General features: G+C 69.4%; 18 protein-coding genes. 10 read left to right on the top strand and 8 right to left on the bottom strand.

Going from position 1 to position 23,227, the window contains the following annotated elements:
• Window positions 1-301 precede the first annotated feature (301 nt).
• The 5 genes from IU452_RS10605 (at window position 302) to IU452_RS10625 (ending at window position 5,930) form a co-directional block, all read left to right on the top strand.
• Window positions 302-1,441: a hypothetical protein gene (locus IU452_RS10605; protein WP_324192543.1), complete on the top strand. Its 1,140-nt coding sequence runs from the start codon at window positions 302-304 to the stop codon at window positions 1,439-1,441.
• Window positions 1,428-2,930, top strand: a complete 1,503-nt coding sequence (locus IU452_RS10610) for a hypothetical protein (RefSeq protein WP_195108769.1) — start codon at window positions 1,428-1,430, stop codon at window positions 2,928-2,930. Before IU452_RS10605 ends, IU452_RS10610 begins: the two co-directional genes overlap by 14 nt.
• 235 nt (window positions 2,931-3,165) lie before the next feature.
• A complete protein-coding gene (locus tag IU452_RS10615; RefSeq protein WP_195108770.1) occupies window positions 3,166-4,998 on the top strand; it encodes a phosphoenolpyruvate carboxykinase (GTP) in 1,833 nt (610 codons plus the stop codon).
• A 255-nt stretch (window positions 4,999-5,253) separates the two neighbouring features.
• Entirely contained in the window at window positions 5,254-5,457 is a 204-nt protein-coding gene (locus IU452_RS10620; protein WP_195109037.1) for a hypothetical protein, read from the top strand.
• Between the two features lie 173 nt (window positions 5,458-5,630).
• Window positions 5,631-5,930, top strand: a complete 300-nt coding sequence (locus IU452_RS10625; protein ID WP_195108771.1) for a hypothetical protein — start codon at window positions 5,631-5,633, stop codon at window positions 5,928-5,930.
• 15 nt (window positions 5,931-5,945) lie between these two features.
• On the opposite strand, the gene IU452_RS10630 is transcribed toward IU452_RS10625, so the two are convergent.
• Entirely contained in the window at window positions 5,946-6,728 is a 783-nt protein-coding gene (locus IU452_RS10630) for a class I SAM-dependent methyltransferase (protein WP_195108772.1), read from the bottom strand.
• Window positions 6,729-6,917: 189 nt separating this feature from the next.
• Between IU452_RS10630 and IU452_RS10635 the strand changes: the two genes are divergently transcribed.
• Window positions 6,918-8,114, top strand: coding sequence for a glycosyltransferase family 4 protein (locus IU452_RS10635; RefSeq protein ID WP_195109011.1), 1,197 nt, complete (start codon window positions 6,918-6,920; stop codon window positions 8,112-8,114).
• Here the strand turns inward: IU452_RS10635 and IU452_RS38080 are convergent.
• Both IU452_RS38080 and IU452_RS10650 read right to left on the bottom strand, forming a co-directional pair.
• Complete coding sequence (locus tag IU452_RS38080; RefSeq protein WP_228817116.1) at window positions 8,095-8,937, bottom strand: VOC family protein; 843 nt, start codon at window positions 8,935-8,937, stop codon at window positions 8,095-8,097. The genes IU452_RS10635 and IU452_RS38080 overlap by 20 nt on opposite strands.
• Window positions 8,938-8,999: 62 nt before the next feature.
• Window positions 9,000-10,760: a hypothetical protein gene (locus IU452_RS10650; RefSeq protein ID WP_324192544.1), complete on the bottom strand. Its 1,761-nt coding sequence runs from the start codon at window positions 10,758-10,760 to the stop codon at window positions 9,000-9,002.
• Window positions 10,761-10,933: 173 nt separating this feature from the next.
• Between IU452_RS10650 and IU452_RS10655 the strand changes: the two genes are divergently transcribed.
• Window positions 10,934-12,178: a polysaccharide biosynthesis protein gene (locus tag IU452_RS10655; RefSeq protein ID WP_195109014.1), complete on the top strand. Its 1,245-nt coding sequence runs from the start codon at window positions 10,934-10,936 to the stop codon at window positions 12,176-12,178.
• 50 nt (window positions 12,179-12,228) lie between these two features.
• Here IU452_RS10655 and IU452_RS10660 read toward each other — a convergent pair whose 3' ends face one another.
• Complete coding sequence (locus tag IU452_RS10660; RefSeq protein ID WP_195108773.1) at window positions 12,229-13,359, bottom strand: DUF3068 domain-containing protein; 1,131 nt, start codon at window positions 13,357-13,359, stop codon at window positions 12,229-12,231.
• A gap of 176 nt (window positions 13,360-13,535) precedes the next feature.
• Between IU452_RS10660 and IU452_RS10665 the strand changes: the two genes are divergently transcribed.
• A complete protein-coding gene (locus IU452_RS10665; protein ID WP_195108774.1) occupies window positions 13,536-14,699 on the top strand; it encodes an acyltransferase family protein in 1,164 nt (387 codons plus the stop codon).
• Here the strand turns inward: IU452_RS10665 and IU452_RS10670 are convergent.
• From IU452_RS10670 to IU452_RS10685, 4 genes are all read right to left on the bottom strand, one after another.
• Complete coding sequence (locus tag IU452_RS10670; protein WP_228817118.1) at window positions 14,620-18,969, bottom strand: alpha-(1->3)-arabinofuranosyltransferase; 4,350 nt, start codon at window positions 18,967-18,969, stop codon at window positions 14,620-14,622. The two genes, IU452_RS10665 and IU452_RS10670, sit on opposite strands and share 80 nt — an antisense overlap.
• Window positions 18,950-19,120: a DUF2613 domain-containing protein gene (locus IU452_RS10675; protein WP_195108775.1), complete on the bottom strand. Its 171-nt coding sequence runs from the start codon at window positions 19,118-19,120 to the stop codon at window positions 18,950-18,952. The genes IU452_RS10670 and IU452_RS10675 overlap by 20 nt, the downstream gene beginning before the upstream one ends.
• An 81-nt stretch (window positions 19,121-19,201) precedes the next feature.
• The gene (locus IU452_RS10680; RefSeq protein WP_195108776.1) at window positions 19,202-20,296 is read right to left on the bottom strand and encodes an isochorismate synthase; all 1,095 of its coding nucleotides are present in this window, start codon (window positions 20,294-20,296) and stop codon (window positions 19,202-19,204) included.
• A 118-nt stretch (window positions 20,297-20,414) separates the two neighbouring features.
• Window positions 20,415-20,903 (bottom strand): universal stress protein, encoded by a 489-nt coding sequence (locus IU452_RS10685; protein WP_195108777.1) that lies wholly within the window; start codon window positions 20,901-20,903, stop codon window positions 20,415-20,417.
• A gap of 318 nt (window positions 20,904-21,221) precedes the next feature.
• Here IU452_RS10685 and IU452_RS10690 point away from each other — a divergent pair, with 318 nt between their 5' ends.
• Both IU452_RS10690 and IU452_RS10695 read left to right on the top strand, forming a co-directional pair.
• Complete coding sequence (locus IU452_RS10690) at window positions 21,222-21,695, top strand: hypothetical protein (protein ID WP_195108778.1); 474 nt, start codon at window positions 21,222-21,224, stop codon at window positions 21,693-21,695.
• A gap of 85 nt (window positions 21,696-21,780) precedes the next feature.
• Complete coding sequence (locus IU452_RS10695) at window positions 21,781-23,145, top strand: ADP-ribosylglycohydrolase family protein (RefSeq protein ID WP_195108779.1); 1,365 nt, start codon at window positions 21,781-21,783, stop codon at window positions 23,143-23,145.
• Window positions 23,146-23,227: the final 82 nt, after the last annotated feature.

Here is a 23,227-nt window from a genome sequence, read left to right on the forward strand (position 1 = left end):
TCGACTGACCAGAAAGATCGCCTGCACTGAATTGTGCTGTCGCACAGCACAAACCATGACGCGTAGTGACGGATTCCCCGCCCGCCCTCGCGATGGTCCGGTACCGCCCCACCTGCACCGCGGCCGCCCCGGCCCGAACCCCCCAGGACCTGCGCGAAGGCCGCCGAATGTCGAACGACTGTGATACACGGCACATTCCGTACTCTGCGATCATGTTTCCGGCGACGGCCCGATCCCGCGCTGCCTACCGACAAGTGGGTGTGCTTCTGACAGAATCGTGCGCCGGAAGGGGGTATTACTCGTGTCGACAGGCACCGCATCGTTCGGGCTGGTGAGTGAATACGGCGGGCGCGCACCGGCACTCGATCGGCTGGTCGCCGACCTGCGGCTGAACGCGGGCGGGGAGGCTCGCCTCGCCGAACGGCTGGTGGGGGCGGTCGCGGCGTGGCGGCGGCCGTTGCGCATTCAGGTGACCGGGCGGGCGGGGGCCGGGAAGAGCACGCTGCTGCGGGCCTTGGCGCTCATGTCGGCGGAGGAGACGGCGCCGGTGGACGAACCCGGACGGCCGGATCCGCTGCTCGACGGCGATCTCGTCGTCTATGTGCTCGCGGCGGCGCCGCAGCCCGCCGACCGTGCCGTGCTGGCCACGCTGCCGCGCGAGCGCACCCTGGTCGTGTTGAACAAGGCCGATGCGATCGGCTCCCGCTGGGCCGATGCGGTCGGCGCGGCCGAGCGCTGTGCTCGCGACTTCGGCGTTCCGGTGCTCCCGGTGGTCGCGGAACTGGCCGCGCGCACCCGCACCGGCACGCCGACCGAGGACGACCTGCGCACGCTGCGGCGGCACGCCGATCACGCCGATTCGTCGTTCACGCTGTCCCCGGAGCTGTTCGTCTCCGCTGCCGCCGGATCCGATACCGCCGAACGGCAGGCGGTCCTGGATCGCTGGGGCCGCTACGGCGTCGCCTGCGCGCTGACGGCGCTGCGCCACGAACCACGGCTGGGCGCGCAGCCGCTGCTGCGGCTGTTGCACGCGGTCAGCGGGATCGACGCCGTGCACACCCAGCTGCATCATCGCTATCAGCAGATGGCGGCCCAGCGCGGCGGCGACCTCCTGGACGAGCTGGCCCGGTTGGCCGCGGCGGCGATTCCGGATGCGACGGGCGGCCGCGGTCGCGCCCGGGACCTGATCGAGGACTATCTGGCCGGTGACGAGGCGCTGGGGCTGGGTCTGCACGCCGGTCTGGCCTGTCCGCAGGTGCGGCACCTGGCCGCCGGATACCCGGCGACGGAACCGTCGGACGCCGACGACGCGCTGGCACGTGCCCAGCGCTGGCGCGCGGTGGTGTCCAGCGATATGCCCGCCCCGGCACGCCGGGCCGCGATCCGGGTGCACAACGGGTACGTGCGGATCTGGGAGCGGATGAGCAGTGCCGGACTCTGAACCGAGAGCAGCCGCCCCCGACCTGTCGCCGGAGATGGAAGCCGTTGTGGCGCGCTGGAATCCGCAGGGCAGTGCGCTCCTGCGGGCGGTACCCGCCGCACCCGCGGCCCCGGGCACGACAACCGTCACGCTGATCGGGCCGGACGATGCCAACACGGCACTGCTGCGCACCGAGCTGTCCCGCTTCGAACCGCATGTCCCGATATCCCCGCCGGTCACCGACCCGGCCACCCTGGGAACGCCCCCGGTGGTGGCGCTGATCCTGCTCGACGCCGGAACGGCTCTCGGCGCCTCCTTCCTGGACCTGGTGTGGCGGCTGCGGGCCGCGGGAACCCGAATCCTGTTCGCTCTGGACGGGTTTCATTCCTATGCCGAATGGCGCACGATCCTGGACCGCGACCGTGACCTGCTGAATCAGGTGCTGGACGGCGAGCCGGATATCGTGCCCACCTCCGCGCGGCTGGCGGTGGCCGCCCGTGGCGGCGGCGATGCCGCCCTGCTCGACAGGTCGGGACTGGGCACGCTGCACGCCTATCTGACCGCCGCGGTGGGCAGCGCCGCGGGGACCCGCCCGGCCGCGGTCGTCGAACGAGTGCTGGCCGACACCCGCCAGCGCATCCTCGACCAGGCCGAAGCCTTGCGCTCCGGCGCAGCGGTGAGCCGCCTGCGGGAGGAGCGCGCCACCCTGCTGGCCAACCGCGACGGCGGCCGCGCGCAGGCGATGGCGGCGCTGCGCAACCGGCTGCACCTGGCCCGCGTCGATCTGCTGCACGAGGTCGGCGCCCGCATCCGCGCATTGAATACGATGGCCCGCGCCGATCTGGAACGGCTCGGTCGCCGTGCGGCGCAGCGCTATCCGGAACAGCTGCAGCTGTCGGTGGATCAGCTGACCGCCGAACTGGACACGGTGGTCGGCCACCGGCTGGCCGAACTGGCCCGCCAGCTCGAGGCGGTCACCGGGCCCGCACCCGAGGCGGGTGCGCCGGTGCCGCGCACCGATCCGCCGCCACGGATCGGCCCGGATCCCGAGCCCCGGCACCGCGGCGTCGAGGACCATCTGATGATCGCGCTCGGCGCCTCGGCCGGTTTCGGCCTGGGGCGGCTGGTCGTCGCGCCGCTGTCGCTGGTGCCCGCGCTGGATTACGCGACGGTTCCGGTGACACTGCTGCTCGGTGCCGGGGTCGCCTACTGGGTGGTCCGGGCGCGCGGTCATCTGGCCGACCGGGCACACCTTCGGCAATGGGTGTCCGACGCCCTGATCAATGTGAAGGCTCAGCTCGAGCAGCGGGTCGCCACCGCGCTGGTGGAGGCGGAATCGCAACTCACAGACCAGGTGGTCCGATCCAGTACGGCCCGGGTCGTCGAGGCCGACCGCCGCGTCGCCGAACTCGAGGCACAATTGCGCCAACTGAAATCGCAACAGCCCGCCCAACTGGCCGCATGCGAACGCGACCTGGCAGTTCTCGGTACGGCGACCGGCTCTCAGTGATCTACGACCGAATCCGGTGCGGAAGGTTTCGACCGGGTACCGAGTGAGCAACCCCATTCCGTACCGCGGGTCACACCGCGTTAACCTCTTTACACAGGAACCTGGGCGTCCGCTTCGTCCTTGTACGCCGCCCAGCCGGGGCGTGCTGTCGGCAAGCCGGAGCGGGTACCCACCGCCAACGGTGGCTCTCCGGCGACGCGAGCTGCCGGGAGCCGCCCATCTCAGGAGAGTTTTCATGACCTCAGCGACCATTCCTGGTCTTCACGGATCCGATGGCACCGCACCGACCGAGCATGCTGGGCTGCTCGCCTGGGTACAGGAGGTCGCAGAGCTCACTCAGCCGGACCGGGTGGTCTGGGCGGACGGTTCCGACGAGGAGTGGGACCGGCTGACCGTGCAGCTGGTGGAGGCCGGCACCTTCAAGCGGCTGAATCCGTCGAAGAAGCCCAACTCGTTCCTGGCGCTCTCCGACCCCTCCGACGTGGCTCGCGTCGAATCGCGCACCTTCATCTGCTCGCGCAGCGAGGCCGACGCCGGCCCGACCAACAACTGGGTCGACCCGGCCGAGATGCGCAAGACCATGACCGATCTGTACCGGGGCTCGATGAAGGGCCGCACCCTGTACGTGGTGCCGTTCTGCATGGGCCCGCTGGGCGCCGCGGACCCGAAGCTGGGCGTGGAGCTCACCGACTCCGAATACGTCGTCGTGTCGATGCGCGTGATGACGCGCATGGGCAAGGCCGCGCTGGAGAAGATGGGCAAGGACAAGCCCTTCGTGAAATGTCTGCACTCGGTCGGCGCGCCGCTCGAGCCGGGCCAGGCCGACGTGCCGTGGCCGTGCAACGACACCAAATACATCACCCACTTCCCCGAGGACCGCGAGATCTGGAGCTACGGCTCCGGCTACGGTGGTAATGCCCTGCTGGGCAAGAAGTGTTACTCGCTGCGGATCGCCTCGGCCATGGCCCACGACGAGGGCTGGCTGGCCGAGCACATGCTGATCCTCAAGCTGATCTCCCCGGAGAACAAGAACTACTACATCGCGGCCGCCTTCCCGAGCGCCTGCGGTAAGACCAATCTCGCGATGATCCAGCCGACCGTGCCGGGCTGGCGCGCGGAGACCCTCGGCGACGACATCGCCTGGATGCGTTTCGGCGAGGACGGCCGCCTGTACGCGGTGAACCCGGAGTACGGCTTCTTCGGTGTCGCGCCGGGCACCAACCGCAAGTCCAACCCGAACGCCATGGCCACGATCGAGGCCGGCAACACCGTCTTCACCAACGTCGCGCTCACCGACCACGACGACGTGTGGTGGGAGGGCCTCGAGGGCGAGCCCGATCACCTGATCGACTGGAAGGGCAACGACTGGTACTTCCGGGAGACCGAAACCCTTGCCGCCCATCCGAACTCGCGGTACTGCACGCCGATGTCGCAGTGCCCGACGCTGGCGCCGGAGTGGGACGATCCGCAGGGCGTGCCGATCTCGGCGATCCTGTTCGGCGGCCGCCGCAAGACCACGGTGCCGCTGGTGACCGAGTCGTTCGACTGGCAGCACGGTGTGTTCATGGGCGCCACGCTGTCGTCGGAGCAGACCGCCGCGGCCGAGGGCAAGGTCGGCACCGTGCGCCGCGACCCGATGGCCATGCTGCCGTTCATGGGCTACCACGTCGGCGACTACCTGGGCCACTGGATCAATATGGGCAAGGGCGCCGATGCCCAGAAGCTGCCGAAGATCTACTACGTGAACTGGTTCCGCCGCGGCGCCGACGGCCGCTTCCTGTGGCCGGGCTTCGGCGAGAACTCGCGCGTGCTGGAGTGGATCATCAACCGCATCGAGGGCAAGGCCGAGGCCGAGGCCACCCCGATCGGCAATGTCCCCGTCGCCGCCCACCTCGACCTGGACGGCCTGGACGTGAATCCGGCCGATGTCGACGAGGCGCTGAGCGTCGACGCCGACGAGTGGCGCAAGGAGATCCCGCTCATCGAGGAGTGGTTCGAATTCATCGGTGACAAGCTGCCCTCCGGTGTCCGCGACGAATTCGAGGCCCTGAAGCAGCGCCTGGGGTAGGGGTTCGCGCCCGCCCGTCCCACGATTCCGCCCGCACCGCGCCCTGGCGCGATGCGGGCGGAATCTTTTTGTCGCCCCGTCGCGACCGGATTTTCGGACCGCGTGTCCTATTCTGAGTGTGTTCTACATCTCATGACTGACCAGTTCGATTGCAGGTAGTTAGCCAAACGAGTGAACTGATTGCCACGCCGTTGCACGCGGATTCGGTCCGTCCGCGGCCGGTCGGGCCGAATGTGTGAGAGGTGGGTGGTTGGCATGACCGATCTGCGATTCGACGCGCCGGTCGCATTGGGGGTGGCCGACTCCGGGGTCCCCGCGATGAGCACTCCGTTGCACCGCGCCGCGTGCCGGTTGCAGGCCGCGCTACCGCTGGGTTGGGCGGTGGACATCGTCGATGGCACGGCCCCGCACGAACCGACCCGTCAGCCGATTCTCCGAGTGCGGATGCCGGAGAACTGAGGGGAACATCGGCCACTCCAGTTAACTGGTAGCACTCGAATTCACCAAACCCTACCTGCCGGTTCGCTTTTCGCAGAACGCACTATTGCGTTCTGCGCCTTGTCGGAGCATGCTTATAGCAATCTGCTTTGCCCGCTCGATTTTTCAAATGCAATCGCAGGGGAGTCAGAGTCATGGCGGTGCAAGTGGTCGGCCGATCGCTGATGACCAGCGATCAGACCCCACATCAGGCAAGATGTGTCGGCATGGGCGGTTGGGTCGTGTCCTTCCTGCCCGGCCGGACGCTGACACTCGAACAGGCGACCGCCGCCCTCCAGGCGGCCGAGGCGGTAGCTGCGGTGCGCGCGCTGGCCGGCCGGGTGGGACTGACCCCGCTCGAGACGGTCGGTTTGGCGATGCAGGAGCCACCGTGGAGCGAACCCTCCCACAGCGGTGGCCGACGGACCTGGCGCCGCGGTCTGCTGGAACGCTAGTTCGCCGATCCGGGCCTAGTTCTTCGCCACCACGACGACCAGGTTGCTGACCAGAAACTCCCGAATGCCCGGCACCCGTACCAGCCACCATGCCCACCGCGGGTGATAGCGCGGGAAGACCGCCAGAATCCGGCCCCGGCCGCGAACCCGTTCCGCCCAGCGCAGCCCGTCGGCGGCGGTGACGGCGAACAACGAAGTCCCGAAACGATTCTTGGGCTCCCGGCCGGTCTTGCGGCGGTAGCGCCGCGCGGCGAACTCGCCGCCGAGGTAGTGCCACGGGCCTGTCTCGTGACCGCCGAACGGGCCCAGCCACACGGTGTACGACAGCACCATCAACCCGCCCGGCTTCGTCACCCGCAGCATCTCCTCGGCCATCTGCCAGGGCCGGGACACATGTTCGGCCACATTGGACGAGAGGCAGATGTCCACGGCCTCGTCGCGGAACGGCAGCGCCATTCCGGAGCCGCGGACCGCCCCCGGCACCGTGCGCCCGGCGGCATGCATTTCGGTCGGATCCGGTTCGACCGGAACATACCGAGCACCCACCGCACCGAACTCGTCCGCGAAATACCCGGGACCACCCCCCACGTCCAGCACGATGGTCCCGGACAGGTCACGACCGGTGAGGTCGCGATAGAAGTCCCGCACCAGATCGGCGGTGTCCACGGCGATCCCCCCATAGAACAGGGCCGGATCGGTCTGCTCGAAGCGAAAACTCCCGAGCAATCGCAACGACCGGCGCAAGGTGGCCCGGCGCGCGAAGCTCGGACGCGGTCGGTTTCCGTCGGCTCGAAGCATGGCGCCCCAGTTTCGCATAGCTGGGACGGCGGGAGTGTGCCGCGTTCCTACGCCCGGACCGTGGCACGGGTGCCCTGTAGGGTGGAGCCCATTGTCCGTCCGAGTGCCACCTGGAGATATGCCGTGCCCGATACCGGCCTTGTGGTTTCGCAGGGCGCCGACTCCGGGGCCGAGGGCGATGCCGGGAGAGTGCGGGAGGTGTTGCTGCTGTGCTGGCGCGACACCGGTCATCCCCAGGGTGGTGGTAGCGAACGCTATCTGGAGCGGGTCGGGGCGCAGTTGGCCGCTCGCGGGGTCAGAGTGACCTTGCGGACCGCGCATTATCGGGGGGCGGCCAGGCGAGAGCGGGTCGACGGCATCGAGATCAGTCGCGGCGGTGGCCGCTACACCGTGTATCCGCGGGCGTTGGCGGCGATCGTGCTCGGGCGGCTCGGCCTCGGTCCCTTGCGCGGGCTGCGGCCGGATGCGGTGATCGACACCCAGAACGGCATCCCGTTCTTCGCCCGTGCGGCCACGCGTGCCCCCGCGGTGGTCCTGGTCCATCACGGACATCGTGAACAGTGGCCGGTGGCCGGTCGGCTGGTCGGCCGGATCGGCTGGTGGATCGAGTCGCGGCTGTCCCCGCGCGTGCATCGGCGCAACCAATATCTGACGGTATCGCTACCGTCTGCGGAGGAACTGGCCTCGCTGGGTGTGGATCGGGAGCGAATCGCGGTGGTGCGCAACGGCGCCGAACCGGTGCCCGGCCAGGTTCCGACCGGCGCCGCGCAGACCCGGACCGCGCATCCGAGCATCGTGGTGCTGTCGCGCCTGGTGCCGCACAAGCAGATCGAGGACGCGCTGGCGGTGCTGGCCGGGCTGCGCGCGCGGGTACCCGGCCTGCATCTGGATGTGATCGGCGACGGGTGGTGGGCCGAGAACCTGAAAGACCGCGCCCGCCACCTGGATATCGCCGACGCGGTCACCTTCCACGGCCACGTCGACGAGTGCCGCAAGCACGAATTGCTGTCGCGCGCTTGGGTCCACGTGCTGCCGTCGCGGAAGGAGGGCTGGGGTCTGGCGGTGATCGAGGCCGCCCAGCACGGGGTTCCGACGGTCGGCTACCGCAGCTCGCGCGGGCTGACCGATTCGATCGTCGACGGTGTGACGGGAATGCTGGTCGACGACGCCGAGCAACTGACCGAGGCGGTCGGCGAGCTGTTGATCAGCGCCGAAGCGCGAACGGTCATGGGGGAGAAGGCCCGTGCCCGGGCCCGCGAATTCTCCTGGGAGCAAACCGCCAACGGCGTCTACGAGGTGTTGGCGGCCGCCGAGCGCGGGGAGTTCGTCTCCGGCCTGGTCAGCGGCCGCCCGGTGGCGTTCGACGCTAGCTTTCCGGCAGCATGACGAACATGCAGAAGGTGTGTCCGGCCGGATCGGCGTAGATGTACATCGGTTGTTCCGGACTGTCGAACTCGTCCACGAGCATCGTCGCCCCCAGGGCCAGCGCCCGCTCGTGATGCGCCGCGAGATCCGGCACCTCGGTGAATTCGAAGTCCAGGTGAACTTGTTGCGGCACTTCGGTTGTCGGCCAGGTGGAGCGGGGGAGTTCGGGAACCTGCTGGAAGGACAGGCGCACGTCCGGGCCCTGTAGTGCGAGCCAGTCGGCGGTGTCGGGTTGGTTGTGGCCGGGCGGTTCATCGCCGGGAACGTAGTCGTAGCCCAGCAACTGGCGATAGAACTCGGCCAATCGGCGCACGTCGGTGGTGTCGAGGACGATCGAGCGCAGCGTGGGGAAGCCCGGCTTCGGCTGTTCGGCATCGGGCACGGCGATGACGCAGAACGGGTGGCCCGACGGGTCGGCATGGACGTAGAGCGGTTCCGGGTCGTCGAAACGGTCGAACAGCAGCGGGGCGCCCACGGCCTGGAGCCGTTCGCGCTGTTCGGTCAGCCGCTCGGCATCGGGCACGATGAAATCCGGATGGAGTTGCTGTGGCACATCGGGTTTCGGCCAGGTGGAGCGCGGCAGCTCGGGCACCCGCTGGAAGGCGAGGCGCGGTCGGCCGGACGGCGGCAGAAGCGCCACCCACTCCGGGTTGTCGGACTCCCCCCGGGGTTCGTCCCCGGGTACATAGGCGTAGCCCAGCAGCTGGTGGTAGAACTCGGCCGAGCGCCGGGTGTCGGTGGTGTCGATTACGAGTGAGCGCAGCGCGGGGTATGTCTGAGCCATAGCAACATCATGTCGGCCCATGCTTCCGAATGGGTGGATTTGCTCGACCCGATGAACGGACGCTACGACAGGCTGCGTGCCGACCGGGCGCGACGCCCGAGCAAGGCCAGCGGCCCGGCGAGGAGAAGTAGCGCCCAGAGTAGGTGGGCGGCCACCGCGATATGCCGATGGGTGGCATGTGATGCGGTGCGCGTGTCGGTGGCGGCGGGTACGCGATACAGCGCCAGGTTGTCGTCGGAATAGACCGTATCCAGCTGGGACAGGGTGTTTTTCGAGTCGCCCAGCGGTCCCGGTGTCGTGCGTTCCACCAGCACCCAGCCGACTCCGTGTGCGGCCAGTTCGGTGGGTGGGCCGCCGTGCAGGAGCAGCTGTTCGACCTCGCGCGCACGATTCCCCTCTCCGGCGACCGTGCGACCGCGCACCGGCAGTTCACCGGTTTGCAGGACGTCGCGGGGCAGCATGCGTGGTGCGGGGTCGAGCACCGGAATACGGCCGCTGTAGGGGAATTTGCGGAACATGCCGCCGGGCAGCATCGCGACATCGCCCGGGCCATCGACGAGTGCGGCGACGCGCTGCCAGGACGTTGGATAGTGAACGGGTCGCAGGGCACCACCGACGCCCCAGGCGAGGTCGGGCAGCGTGACAAGCAGTAGCGCTATGAAAAGCGTTGCTGATAGGGGTATTCCGTTGCTCGCGTGTGTCACGACTCGAATACGTCGCAGCCCGTCCGCCGCCGCCTTGCAGCCCGCGGCCGCGCACAGGGAGTAGGCGGGTACGGCCAGGGCGACGTATTTCTGGGTGTCGCGCAGCAATCCCGCGCCCGGTACTCGGCTGATGAGGGCCTCGCCCACCTGCATTCCCCAGCCGGTGGCTCCCAGTGCGGGCACCACTATTGCCGCGGCCGCGAGGAACAGCAGGGTGCGTCGCGTGTGCCGCGTCGCCGTCTCCCCTTCCGCTGCGACCCGGCGGATACCCAGCGCGACCATGACCACCAAGATCGCCGTGGCAGCCAGCGCGAAAACCGTTGTGCGCGAGCCGGGAACAGCATCGCCGTTCCAGATGCCGCCGAGCCCCGCGAGGCTTCCGACAGTGGCGAGACCCGGTTCGGCGCGGGCCGCGAATGCCGCGACGCCCGCCGGATCCGACGGCTCGGCGCCCGCACCCGACAGGGCCGTGGCCGCGAGCCACGGAGCCGATGCCGCCGCCCACAGCGCCAGTGTGCCGACGAGACGTCGCCGACCGACCACGAGCAGCGCGACGAGCCCCGCCAGAAGAGCACCGGTCGGTGTCAGTCCCGCGGCGGCCAGACACCCGCCCAGCGCCGCCCAATCCCGGAAGGAGGTAGCGGACAGCCGGATTCGCTGCGCTGCCAGCACGGTCCACGGCAGGGCGGCGTAGCCGGTGAGCAGGCTCCAATGGCCCTGCAGCAGCCGCTCGGCCACGTACGGATTCCACACGGCCACGGTGGCCGCCACCAGCTGCGGTCCCAGCGACGCCTGCAGCAGGCGCCGGGCCAGCACGGCGGCACCCCATCCCGCGGCCCAGAGCGCCCCTACGAGAATCGCTTTGACGACGATCCCACCATCCACCACCGCCGACACCGCGGCCAGCAACGCATCCTGCGGCACCGCCCGCGGCGCGGCATCCCCCAACCCGAGCGCCGAATCGGTGAGATACGACCGCGGCGTGCTCACCGCATCCCGCAGCAACAGATACCCGGACCCCAGCAGCGGACCCACCACCACCAGCGCCAACCCGAGACTCCACGCAACCGGCACGACCCGGCCCCAGCCCCCACCACCTTCCCGACCACCCGCCGTCACGCTCAGCCACCCTACGTGCTCCCAGCGCGCACCGGCCGTGGGCGTGGTCGTGGTTGTGAGCTCGCGGTCGTGCTGGGTGTGGGGGATCGGGGATGGGGTGGCAGCATGGCGGGGTGCCTGTCCTACGTCGTCTGCCCGCGGTCGCGGATCTGACGTTGGTGACGGCGGGGGCGATGACGGCGAATGTGGCCGGATATCTGCTGCAGCTGTTGGCCGGTCGGTGGTTGGGGGTGGCCGGGTACAGCGAATTCGCGAGCTTGCTGGCGGTGCAGTTGTTGTGTGCGGTACCGGCGCTGGCGCTGCAGAACGTGGTGGCGCGGGAGGTGGTCCGGGGTGCCCCGGTGGCCGCGGCCCGTGCGCTGGGGCTGCGGTGTGCGGCGGTCGTCGCGGTCGTCGCGGCGGTGCTGGTCCCGGTGGTGGCCATGGTGCTGCACGTGAGTGTGGCCGCCGCCGCGGGCGCCTTGGTCGCCGCCCCGGTCCTGGTCGTGCTCTCCCAGGAGCAGGGCCTCCTGCAGGGCGCCCACCGCTTCCGCGCTCTGGCAACCGTCCTCGGCGGAGCAGGCATAGCCCGCGTAACCCCGGCCCTCATCACCCTCGCCCTCGGCGCAGGCGCCGCCCCCGCCCTCTGGTCCGCCGCCCTCGGCCTGACCCTTACCGCCCTCACGGCCCACCACCTCACCCCGCCCACCCCCTTCGCAGGACGCCGCACCGCCTCGACCCCCGAGGCGGACAACGAAACTGCCGCACCCTTTATCGCTTCCCGCACCCCCTCTGACGCGTCGCAGGGGGTGCGGGAGAACGAAAAGGGTGCGGCTGCGGAGCGTGGGGGGATCGGGGCGGTGTTGCGGGCGGCGCAGGTGCAGGCGGCGTTGATGGCCTTGTCGTCGGCGGATTTGATTGTGGCGCGGATTGTGTTGGGGGATGTGGATGCGAGTCGATATGCGTTGGGGGCCATTGCCACCAAGATCGCGTTCTGGTTGCCGCAGGCGGTGGGGGTGGTGCTGTATCCGCGGATGGCGCAGCCGCGGTATTCGGCGCGGGCGGTGCGGGATGCGCTTGCCGTGTTGTCGGCGGTCGGAATCGTGGCCGTCGTCGGGGCGGCCGTTCTCGCGCCGCTGGCACCACTGCTGGCCGGGCGCGACTATGCCCCGATCGAAGGGCTGCTGTGGTTGTTTGCCCTCGACGGGGCCCTGCTCGCGCTGCTGCAGGGCGCGCTGCTGTCGGCGATCGCGGTCGATCGCACGGCCCCGGCGATAGTGATCTGGGTGGGCCTGGCCATCGAAATCGTGGTGATGCTGGTATTCGTCCGCTCGCTGCCCGTGCTGATCACCACCGCCACCGCTGTCACCGCGGCGGTCACCGTCGCAATCATCGCCGTCGCCCTCGCCGCAGTCCGCCGGGTGGGGCCGGAAAAGTAAGCGGCTCCCCCGGATTCGCATCCAGGGGAGCCGCTCGGGGCAAGCCAGGTCTACAAATTCTTGCCGAGGTTGATCTGCTGGGTGGGCTGGTCGTCGGCGGCCGGTTGGTTGGGCTGCGTCGGCGTGCGCTTGCGCACGACCCGGCCGGGCTTGTCGTCGCCGCCGCCGATCAGGCCCAGCACAATGCCGACGATCAGGGCGATCGCACCGACGACGCCGAGGACGATGGGCAGCGTGCGGCTATAGAGCGACAGCTCGTCGGAGTACTTCTTGGCCTCGGCGATCTGCGAATCCACCGTCTTGGCGTCGAACACCAGGTTCGACTTCAGCGCGGTGACCTCGGGCTTCTCGGCGGTGCGCGCGTAGTACAGGTGCAGCTGCTCGGCGCCCTTGATGACGGTGCCGGTCTTCGGCTCCACCCACAGATCCCGGACGTTGCTGTAGAAGCGAGACATCGTCACGTTGGCGTCGCCGCCCTCCACACCCCACTTCGAGGCGGGCAGGGTCAGCTTGTTGGTGGGTGCGTTGACCACCTTCGACAGGTCGGTCGCGGGAATCTGCTGCCGGAAGTGGTAGACCTTCAGATCGTTGATCTCGGTCTCCTCCACGAACTGGACATCGAACGACTTGCGCACGTTGATATCGAAGTACGGGTAGGTCTTCTTCTCGGTGCCGATCGGGAACCGGTACTGCAGCCCGGTGTGCTGCACCGGGTCGGCGACGCTCTGACCCTTGTTGTTGACGGTGGCCGCGACCGACCCGTTGGGATCGGTGTCGACCGGCATACCGTTCTTGCGGTCGATGGTCACCCGGTCGATGGTGGCGGTCAGCAGGCCGGTGTCGCCCTGCTTATCGATGCGCCGCAATGTCGAGCCGGCCTGAATGGTCATATCGGTCTTGTTGGACGGGTCCTCGACGGTGAGGAAACGCTGCGAGATCAGCGAGACGTTCTGATCCACCTTCGCCGGACCGTCCCCGGAGGTCAGGCTCTTGGAGTCCAGCACCTCGCTCGGAGCATTCGGGTTGTTCGTTGCGATGGTGGTGATTTCGAGGTCGAGGGGAGTCTTGGCCAACTGGCCCACCGCATAGGTCGGGATCAGCAGCGCCGCGACGATCAACAGCGTGCCCAGTCCTACGAGCAGGCAGGCCACCGTCCTTTTGGTACCGGCACCGAGTGCCATGCAAACTCTCCTCGTCGTCCAAACAGGTCGTTCCGGGCGAACTCTGCCGCCAAACAGCGTTCGTGAGCCCCGACACTAACAGTCCGATGCCCGACCTTGCCGAGCTGAGGCCGGAAAAACATTCCGCGCGGACCGGGAATGTTCCCGGCGGCGTCGACCCGGCACACTGGATCGCGATGACCGCGACTCTCCCACCGCCCGCCCACCCGCAGTCGGCCGCGCCGATTCCGGTGGCGCCGAGGGCTTTCGTGCCTGCTCTGGAGGGTATGCGGGGGCTGGCCGCGCTCGGCGTGCTGCTGACCCATGTGGCCTTCCAGACCGGCGCCACCGGCATGCCGGTGCTGGGCCGGGTGTGGGGCCGATTCGATATGGCGGTGGCCGTCTTCTTCGGTTTGTCCGGATTTCTGCTGTGGCGTCCGCATGCCGCAGCGGCCCGCGGATCGGGTTCGGCGCCGCGGGCCCGCCGGTATCTCCTGCACCGGGCGGCCCGCATCCTGCCCGCGTACTGGGTGGTGGTGTGCGCGGTGCTGATACTGCTGCCGACCGCGGCGCAGTCGGCCGGGCTGCGTGTCTGGATCGCGAATCTTGCGCTGCTGCAGGTATTCGTGCCGTTGACGCTGACCGATGGGCTCACCCAGATGTGGAGTCTGTCGGTGGAGGTGGCCTTCTATCTCCTGCTCCCGGTGCTGGCGGTGGCGGTGGTGCGGTTGCGCGGCCCGCGGGCGCGGTGGCGGCTGCCGGTGGTGCTGGCATTGGGCATGGTGAGCCTGGGGTGGAATTTCCTTCCGGTACCGACTCCGGAGGCCATCCACTCCGACAACTGGCTGCCGGGATATCTGCCGTGGTTCGTCGCGGGCATGGTGCTGGCCGAACTGGTCGAGGATGCGGCGCACGAGGCGGCGGTGCCCGGGTGGCGTCGCGTGCTCGCCAACCCCTGGATCATGTGGTCGCTGGCGGCGGTGGCATTCCTGCTGTCGACCACGGATCTGGCCGGTCCGGCCGGGCTGACCCGCGGCGTCGCCTGGCAGTACGCGATGAAAATGGGACTCGGTGCGCTCATCGGTTTCGGCCTGCTCGCGCCGCTGGTACTCGGCGACCGGCCGCACCGCTGGCTGCAGAGCAGCCTCGCCGCGACGGTGGGCCGCTGGTCCTACGGCATCTTCATCTGGCATCTGGCCGTGCTGGCCATGGTCTTCCCGGTCTTCGGCATCGTCCCGTTCCGCGGGAATTTCCTGCACGTGCTGGTGCTGACGGTGGCCTTCACCCTGCCTCTCGCCGCCGCCAGCTACGCCTTGGTCGAAGAGCCTGTCCGCCACTGGGTTCGCCGCCGCTTCGGCTGACCCGCAGCGCGGCGATGCCGACGGCGACGACCGCGACCAGCGCCGGGAACTGCACCCAGAGCGACCCGCCCATATAGCCCTGCGGCGAGCGCCACGGCCCGGTGGACAGCGCCGCGGCCGAGACCGCGGTGCCGAGCCCGGCGAGGCCGACGAGCACGCGCGGCATGATGCGCGGGAAGAACCGATCGGCGACCAGGCCCGCGACGGTGAGGCCCAGTCCGACAGGCCCGGAGATCACGGCAGCTGCCACGCCCAACCCGGCCGCACCGACCACGCGAGTTCCCCATGTCCGCATCGAAAGAGTTGGTGTGCCAATGCCATCGGAATCCCCACCCGGACCGTCGTCGGTGGTGCGGGCGCGCCGACGCCGCCACGGAACGGCCAAAGCGACCAAGGGGATCAGCAGCAGCAGTCCACCGAAGATGGCCGAGCGGTACCAGCGGTCGAGCGGGAATTCCACAGTGATCGGCCCGCGGGCATCGGCGGGCAGCAGCCACCCCTGTTCCCAGCCGTCCACGACGATCGGGGTGAGGGAGTGGCCGTCGGCCGTCTGGGCGCGCCACCCGACATTGGTGCTCAACGGAAGTACCAGCAGTCGCGTGCCGGGGGGAGCCGAAACAGGTTGTTGCGCGGCATCGAGCCGGTTCAGGCGCAGGTGGTCGACGGAGAACAGATCGGTCGGTGCGACGGTTACGTCGACGCGGCCGGGCGGGAGATCCACCGCAGACTGATCCGGTTCCTCGGTCGAGGAGCTATCGGTGGCCGCCGAATCAATACTGCACAGATGCGCGGAAACCGGTGCGCCCGACCGCAGTTCCTCGGCGGTAGCGGTCACGGACAGGTGCACCATGCGCCCGGCCACCGCAATGGTCGGTCCGTGAGCGCAGTCGACGGTGATCGGACGGTCGAGCGGGGCGGGCGCCGGATAGTCGGGTCCGAGCACATTTACCTCGGCCAAGCCCGGCGGCTGTTCCAGGGTGAAACCCAGAGCGGTCCGGTCCAGCACGGACTTCCAGCTGTTGATACTCAGTTCGATCCGGTCGGTCACCCGCGGATGTAGGGACAGCCGGACCGCTGTGCCGGGTTCGCCGTCCGGATCGATCGACCGGACCTGCGGCCCGTCCCCGAGATTCACCGCCACCTCGGTCGGCCGGGCGGGCAGGTCGCCGAGCGACGGCGTCACCTCCACCCCGGTGACCAGGGTCGGTCGCGGAAGTTCGATCGTGAGGGTCGGTTTGGGCCCGGCCGGGTTGCGCACGGCATCCTCGGGGGCGATCCAACCGGTGCGCACATCACCGTCGGTGGCGGCGAAGGCCGAGCCGCGCAGATCGCCCACATCCGCCTTACCGCGGGCGATGGGCCGATCGTGATCGGTGAGCAGCGCCTCCAGGGCGGGGCCCTGCCGGGTGCGCACGGTCAACTCCGGCGTGACGGACATCGGCGCGGGCACGTTCAGGGTGCGTTCGAAGGTTCCCGGTTCCTCGGCGGGCAGGCCCAGGCCCTTACTGCAGCGGACCCGATCGGGAGCGTCGAAACACCCGCTGCGACCGGGGAATTCCTGTCCGAGATTCCAGCCCTGCACCTGCGCGCCCGCCGCCACCGGGGGCAGCACCGTGCGATGCCGAATCTCGACCGGCACCGGCGCATCGAGATTGCTGTATTCGTCCAGACCGAGCTCGCTGATGCCGAATTGGCCGCCCGGCGTGCCGTTCTCGGTGCGGGTGGCGGTGATGGTCAGCCAATCGGTGCGCCCCGGTGGCAGCGAAACCGACACCGGGACACCGGGTTCGGAGATCCGTGCCGCCACGGTCCCGTTGCGGGTGCGCACCTCGACCCATTTCACCGGGTCACCGATCGCCGCCGGACTGGTCGTCAGGTGCAGCACACCGGCGCGGATCGGATGGTCGAGATCGAGCCGAAGCCATTGCCCGACGGCATGTTGGGCGCTGTTGCTCAGCCAGGCGGTGGACGGGTCCCCGTCGACCACGGCGGCGGTGGAGCTACCGGGTGCGGCGCCGCCCAGCTGGGTGGCGTCGGCGGCGGAGCCGGAGGCGGTGATCGTCGCGCCGGACCATTCGCCCTGCACCGGTTGTGTGCCCGGTACCGGGTAGTCCGGCACGAGGTTGTGGGTGCGCCGCGGGTCGGTGGGTGCGCGCAGGGCGGAGTTGTGGTTGTCGACGCGGCCGAAATCGGCCTCGCGGTCCATCGGAGTGTCGGTGACGGTCACCGAGCCGCCCGCCACTCCCGCCCGTGCGGCATCGGCGGCCAGCACGGCCGGACCGTTCGGGCCGGTGCCGTTGCGGCGCAGGCGTTCGAGCACCTCCGGGCCGCCTTGGACCACCGGAACCGAATCCAGCGGCACCGTGTACGCGCCGGGGAAGGACGCGGGCGCGCCCCGGCCACTGCGGACGTCGGCGGGGTTGCCCGGTCGAGGAAGGTCCACGCGATAGATCTCGACCGCCGGATACGCCGGGCGCAGATCACCATCGACGACCAACCCGTCCCCGTGGCCGATCTCGATCTTGTTGCCGAATTCGGCCACCTTCGTCAACCCCGGAGAGCCGTCGACCGCCTGATGCGCGAGCATCGGCCGGGTCGAGCGCGAGGTGTCGGGATCGAGATCGTTGCGCAGCACCAGAATTCCGATGCCCTGATCGATCAGGGTCGGCGCGAGCGAGGTCGAGGGCCGCCCGTCCGCGATGAGCCGCTGCACCGAATCCATGGCCCGGATCGCACCCGGCGGGGTGAGCGGTACGGCGTCGCGCACCGCCCAGGGTGTGCGCGCCAGGGCCTGCAGCGGTTCGTCGCGGGTCAGCCCCCAGATCTGGCTGCCGAACGGCGCCCCGGGAACCACCAGCGCCCGGGTGTCGGAGGCATTGTGCGCCAACCAGTCCGCGGTCTGCTGCCAGTAGGCGGGCACCTTGTCGTAGGCGCCGCGTGGAGCGAGCCTGCCGGTCCAGGCCAGCGAGGTGGCCAGGGCCAGGGCGGCCAGCACCAGCGCGGTCACGGCCACCATCCGGTCGCGCTCGGGATGGGCGAATGCGTTCCGCCAGACCGGCATCGGCACCGACGCGGGGAGCGGAACCCGGCGCAGCAGATGAGCCAGGCCCACCACCAACGGAATCCGGATCAGCGGTTCGAGCTTGTGCACATTGCGCAGCGGGGCGCCGCCGGAGTCCAGGAAGATCCGGACGGATTCGGCGAACGGACCACCGAGCTGCCCCACGTATCCAGCGCAGATGCCGACCAGCCCGACGATCAGGATCAGCGCGAACCGCCCGCGACAGGGCATCGACCGCAGGGCCAGCCCGGCCATTCCGGCCGCCGCCAGCAGTCCGGTCGCCAGCACCGCGGCGGGCTGGGTGACCAGGACCGCGCCCGCGATGCGCTCCGGCGAGACGAACGGCGTCCAGCTGTCGGTGCCGCGCAGCACCTCACCCAGCGACGCCCACTGCGTGGTCACACCGGAGGATTCGATGTAATCCAGGAACGGCGGGCTCACCTTGCCGAGCAGCAGCAACGGCACCACCCACCAGAAGGTGGCCAGCACCAGCAGCGGAATCCAGGCGCGCGTGAACCGCCACCACGGACGGTTCGGCCGATACGAGGCCCACCAGAGAGCGGCGGGCAGGAACGCGGCCGCGGTCGCGACGGCGTTCACCGACCCCATCAGCGCCAACGCCAGTGCGCTTCCCGCCGGGGATGCCGCGCCGCGCACCGACGCGGTGCGCGGGGCCGCGAACACCCTGCCGAGGGCCGCCGGGGCCAGCAGGACCCACGGCGCCAGCATCATCGGCAGCGTTTCGGACGAGATCGAGCCCAGGGTGGTCAACACCCGGGGCGAGAGCGCGAACACCACCGCCGCCAGCACCCGGGAGCCGCGGGTTCCGATGCCGAGCAGCTCGCACAGCCGCACGATCCCCCAGAACCCGGCCAGAATCAGCAGCGCCCACCAGATCCGCTGGGTCACCCAGGCCGGTAGGCCGAGGATATGTCCGAGTGAGAAGAACGCCCCGTGCGGAAAGAAGTAGCCGTAGGCCTGGTTCTGCACCTGGCCCATCGGCGCCTGGCTGCTCCACAGGTGCGCGGCACGCTGCAGAAAGCCCAGCGGATTCTGGGCCAGATCGTATTTGGTGTCGGCGACCGTGCGCCCCGGAGCCTGCAGAAAGGTCAGCAGGAATGCCGCGACGACGGTCCCGGCGAACCAGCGCCGGCCCAGCGGCGCGGTGGGATCGGCGACGTGCGGCGACTCAGCGAGAGCCGTACTCAACGTTGTTGAGCAGCGACGAGGACTCGTTGCCGCTGCGATCCACCTCGGGTCGCGTGTTCTGCTGCGCCGCGATCGTGATGACGAATACCGCCACCGCACCGAGCACAGCCCCAGCGACGGCGCTCGCTACACCAGGAACGGCAAACTTCATCGCGGTACTCCCATACATCGACGCAGGCGTATTCCGAGTCAACCTACAACATGTGCCCGCGATCGGGCAGCCGGGAGCCGATCAGTGCTCGGGAAGTCGGCAGTGCAGGCCGCCGAGGAAAGTCCGGAGCTTGGCGGTGGTTTCGTCGAGTTCGGCGTGCGGGTCGGAGGCGGCGACGATCCCACCGCCGCCGAAGGCGCGGACCGTGCGGCCGTCGGCGGACAGTTCGGCGCAGCGGATGGCGACCACCCATTCACCGTCGCCGTGGGTGTCGCACCAGCCGACCGCGCCGCCGTAGAAACCGCGCTCCTCCTCCAGTTCGCAGATGGTCTGCAGGGCCAGATCGGAGGGCGTGCCGCAGACGGCCGGGGTCGGGTGCAGCAGCAGCGCCAGATCGAGGGCGGTGACGCTCGGATCGCGCAGTCGGCCCTGAATCGGGGTGGCGAGATGCCACACCTCGGCCGTGTTGATCAGTTCCGGCCCGTCGGGAACGGTGAGCTCGCCGCACACCGAGCCCAGCCGCTCTCGGATCCAGTCGATGACGAAGGCGTGTTCGGCGCGGTTCTTGGTGCTGGCGAGCAGTTCTCGAGAGCGTTCGGCGTCGATCTCCGGATCGGGGTGGCGCGGCGCGGTTCCGGCGAGCGGGCGCAGGGTCACGGTGTCGCCGTAGCGTGCGACCAGGACCTCGGGCGTCGCACCGACCAGGCCGGCTCCCGGCCGCCCGGCGGGGGTCAGATCGACGGCGAAGATGTTGGCGAGCGGATGCCGCGAGAGCAGATGCGCGGCCACGATCACCGGATCCAGCGGCTGGTCCGCCTCCGCGAGCACCGACCGGGCCGCCACCACCTTCCGCAACGGCTGCCCGGGATCCGACAACTGTTCGACCAGCTTCGTCACGCGGGCGATATGCTCTGCGGCACTGGGGATTTCGGTGACGACCTGAACGCCGGGCAGCGGCGGCAACGCGGCCGGGCGCCACGGCCCGGCGAGGTGCTGGGACCTCTCCGGCACGCACAGCGCCGCCGGGTTGCGCGGATCGAACGCCAGCGCACCCACGATCAGATCCGCTTCCCCCTGTTTCAGCGCCGCCGCCGCCCGCCGCGCATCGTCGAACGCCTGCCGGACACCGGCCGTGCGGAGCACGCTTCCGGGCTGTGCGAGCAGAAAGCCGTCCATGGACCCGACCATAGTCCGCGCCTCTCACCCCGGCGTCCGACAGCGACCGAGATCTCAGTGTGAAGGGGCCCACCGGGTATGAAGCCATCGTCATCCCGGCGTGCTTTCGGCCGGGACGCTAGTGCTCGTGGTCGGTGGGGTTCTTGCCGGGTGGGACCAGCAGGATGGGGCGGTGGCAGTGTTTGAGCACCGCCTCGGCGACGCTGGAGTGCAGCAGGGCGCGGATGCCGGTGGCGCCGCGGGTACCGGCCACGATGATGTCGACGTCCAGCTCGTCGGCGGCGTCGACAATGGCGTTCCAGATGGTGGAGGTGCATTCGGCGGTGCGGGCCTCGGCGTTCAGCCCGGCGAGTTTGGCCAGCCGCACGCCCTCGGCATTGATGTGCTTGGCATCGACGTAGGCGATGTCCTCGATCTCCTCGTCGGGCATCCACTCGGGCTGCATCACCCCGGACAATCCCGACAACCGCGCGGCCTGGCGCACCATCGGCTCCCACGCGGTCAACACCACCGCCCTGGTCGCCGACAGGAACCGGCCCGCGTATTCCACGGCCCGCTTCGCGTTCTCGGACCCGTCGTAGGCAATGAGCATCAGGTCGCACGGCATGACGAACCTCCCAGGGTTCCGGTGCTCGGCTACGCCCTGAGGGTACCCGGCAGATACGCCCGAAACGGGTATCTCGTGCCCGTCGACCCGGATGGTTCGAAATGCAAAGTGGACGTTTGTCTGAATATCGACGGAATGTCGTCCGTGCTCGAGGTGGGCGGCCGGTACGCCCCTACCGGCACGGGCTCGTCCTTCATAATTCGCTAACGATTCACCGAAAGCGGTGTCCTGGCTTCTGTTTCGGGTCTTGACTGATATGACCACCCACCGGCGCCGGAATCGATGCCGGTACGGAAAAAGAGCCGAGCGAGGTTTATCGTGCGGTTGGAAGAGCTTGCTACACCGCAGGATTGGGCGGCGGCCTATCGATGCCTGTTCGGGCTGCCCCGGGTTCATGTCACCGCCCCGGGATTCGTGGTGCTACCACTGGTGGATTCGATTGCGGCGGTCAATACCCCGGAGCCGCTGGGTGCTTTGATCCTCGGCCAGTTGACCGTGCGCGGGACCCCCGGGCCGGTGCTGGTGCGAGATCGGCCGCCGCGCCGCACCTTTCTGGCGGTCTTCGACGGATATCCGTCGCTGGACTGCGCCGTCGCGCTGCAGCGGCACGGCGTGGACATCGGCCCGCATCGCAGCAATGTCATCCTGCCCACCGGCTTCGGCCGGCACACCCACGAGGGACGCTGGTGGGCGCGGGCGCCGCAGCGCGACGAATCGCTGCCGCTGCTGTCGGAGATCGTCGACGCGGTGCTGACCACCCTGCACGCGCCCGGTCCGACCGCGGCCCGATGAGCCGGTGCGACGCAGTGGCGGATTCCGCGCCCCCCGCACGGGGTATCCACCGATCGAACCCATCCCGCCTCACCTTGTGAAGGTCATGGAATCCATCGATTCGGCCTACTTCGGCCATCCCGAGGGTGACCCGCGTGCGCTGCTGTATTTCGAATGGTTGCAGCGGCGGGAATCCGGTTATCTGGTCGACGATTTCGCGGAGGAGGTGCGCGATCTCGCCCACACCGAGATCCCGTGCGCCGGTGCCTGCTGGCGCCTGCTCGACCGCGTCGAGGACGCGCCCCGGGACCCGCACTGGCCGTATGTCGAGGACGAGGACGCGGCTGCCGACTCTCCGATATCGGCCGCGATCGGCGATCCGGCCTCGCTCACCCATCTCTACGACCGAATTCTCGGGGGCTGGCTCGGCCGCTGCGTGGGCTGCACGCTCGGCAAGCCGCTGGAGAACGGTGTCCGGTGGACTCCCCAGCGCATCCGCGCCTATCTGGAGCGCGCCGAGGCCTATCCGCTGACCGACTACGTGCCCGTGCTCACCCCCATGCCGGAGGGTTTCGAACTGCAGGGCAATTGGCCCGAGTCCACGCGCGGGCGCATCGACGGCTGCCCCCGCGACGACGACCTGGATTACACCGTGCTGGGACTGGATCTGCTGGAACGGCAGGGGTGGGATTTCACCGCCGCCGACGTGGCCGCACAGTGGCTGGAACTGCTGCCGTTCCTGCAGACCTACACCGCCGAACGCGTCGCCTACCGCAACCTCATCGACGGTTACGAACCACCCGACACCGCCCGCTTCCGCAACCCCTACCGGGAGTGGATCGGCGCCCTGATCCGCGCCGACATCTATGGCTACGCCTGTCCGGGCGATCCGGCCCGCGCGGCCGAACTGGCCGCCCGCGACGCGACCGTCTCCCATACGGGCAACGGCATCTGGGCGGCGAAGTGGGCCGCGGCGCTGGTGGCGGCCGCCTTCACCGCCGAGTCCGCCGCTGCGGCGATAAACACTGCGCGGCAGGTGATTCCGGAGCGATCCCGCCTCGCGGAGGCCCTGGACCACGTGCTCGAGGACCACGACCGCGGGATCGCGTGGGATCGGGCCCTGACCGCGATACATGCCCGCTACGATCACTACAACTGGGTCCACGCGATCGGCAACGCCTGTGTGATCACCGCGGGATTGCTGTGGGGAGCGGGCGATTTCACGACCACGATCGGCCTGACCGTCCAAGGCGGCTGGGACACCGACTCCAACGGTGCCACCGCGGGATCGGTGGCCGGAGTCCTCGTGGGCGCGAACGGAATTCCGAAACACTGGACAGCGCCCTTCCACGACACCCTGCACACCGCTGTCTCCGGATACGACGGCACCAGCATCTCCGCCCTGGCCCGTCGCACCTTCGACCTCGCCCGCAGGCACGTCGCCTGCCACTACCCCCGTCCGGCGGGCTGACCGAGTCGAAATGCGAAGGGCGGCGTGCCGATTCGACGATCGGCACGCCGCCCTGGCCCGATTCCGGCCAAGAGCATGCCGG

It is taken from the genome of Nocardia transvalensis (genome assembly GCF_015477765.1).
Lineage (GTDB): Bacteria > Actinomycetota > Actinomycetes > Mycobacteriales > Mycobacteriaceae > Nocardia > Nocardia transvalensis_A.

Excerpts from the sequence above, each read along its gene's own strand:
- IU452_RS10615 (WP_195108770.1), top strand. The coding sequence starts at position 3,166 with ATGACCTCAGCGACCATTCCTGGTCTTCACGGATCCGATGGCACCGCA.
- IU452_RS10620 (WP_195109037.1), top strand. The coding sequence starts at position 5,254 with ATGACCGATCTGCGATTCGACGCGCCGGTCGCATTGGGGGTGGCCGAC.
- IU452_RS10625 (WP_195108771.1), top strand. The coding sequence starts at position 5,631 with ATGGCGGTGCAAGTGGTCGGCCGATCGCTGATGACCAGCGATCAGACC.
- IU452_RS10630 (WP_195108772.1), bottom strand. The coding sequence starts at position 6,728 with ATGCTTCGAGCCGACGGAAACCGACCGCGTCCGAGCTTCGCGCGCCGG.
- IU452_RS38080 (WP_228817116.1), bottom strand. The coding sequence starts at position 8,937 with ATGGCTCAGACATACCCCGCGCTGCGCTCACTCGTAATCGACACCACC.
- IU452_RS10655 (WP_195109014.1), top strand. The coding sequence starts at position 10,934 with ATGACGGCGAATGTGGCCGGATATCTGCTGCAGCTGTTGGCCGGTCGG.
- IU452_RS10660 (WP_195108773.1), bottom strand. The coding sequence starts at position 13,359 with ATGGCACTCGGTGCCGGTACCAAAAGGACGGTGGCCTGCCTGCTCGTA.
- IU452_RS10665 (WP_195108774.1), top strand. The coding sequence starts at position 13,536 with ATGACCGCGACTCTCCCACCGCCCGCCCACCCGCAGTCGGCCGCGCCG.
- IU452_RS10675 (WP_195108775.1), bottom strand. The coding sequence starts at position 19,120 with ATGAAGTTTGCCGTTCCTGGTGTAGCGAGCGCCGTCGCTGGGGCTGTG.
- IU452_RS10680 (WP_195108776.1), bottom strand. The coding sequence starts at position 20,296 with ATGGACGGCTTTCTGCTCGCACAGCCCGGAAGCGTGCTCCGCACGGCC.
- IU452_RS10685 (WP_195108777.1), bottom strand. The coding sequence starts at position 20,903 with ATGCCGTGCGACCTGATGCTCATTGCCTACGACGGGTCCGAGAACGCG.
- IU452_RS10695 (WP_195108779.1), top strand. The coding sequence starts at position 21,781 with ATGGAATCCATCGATTCGGCCTACTTCGGCCATCCCGAGGGTGACCCG.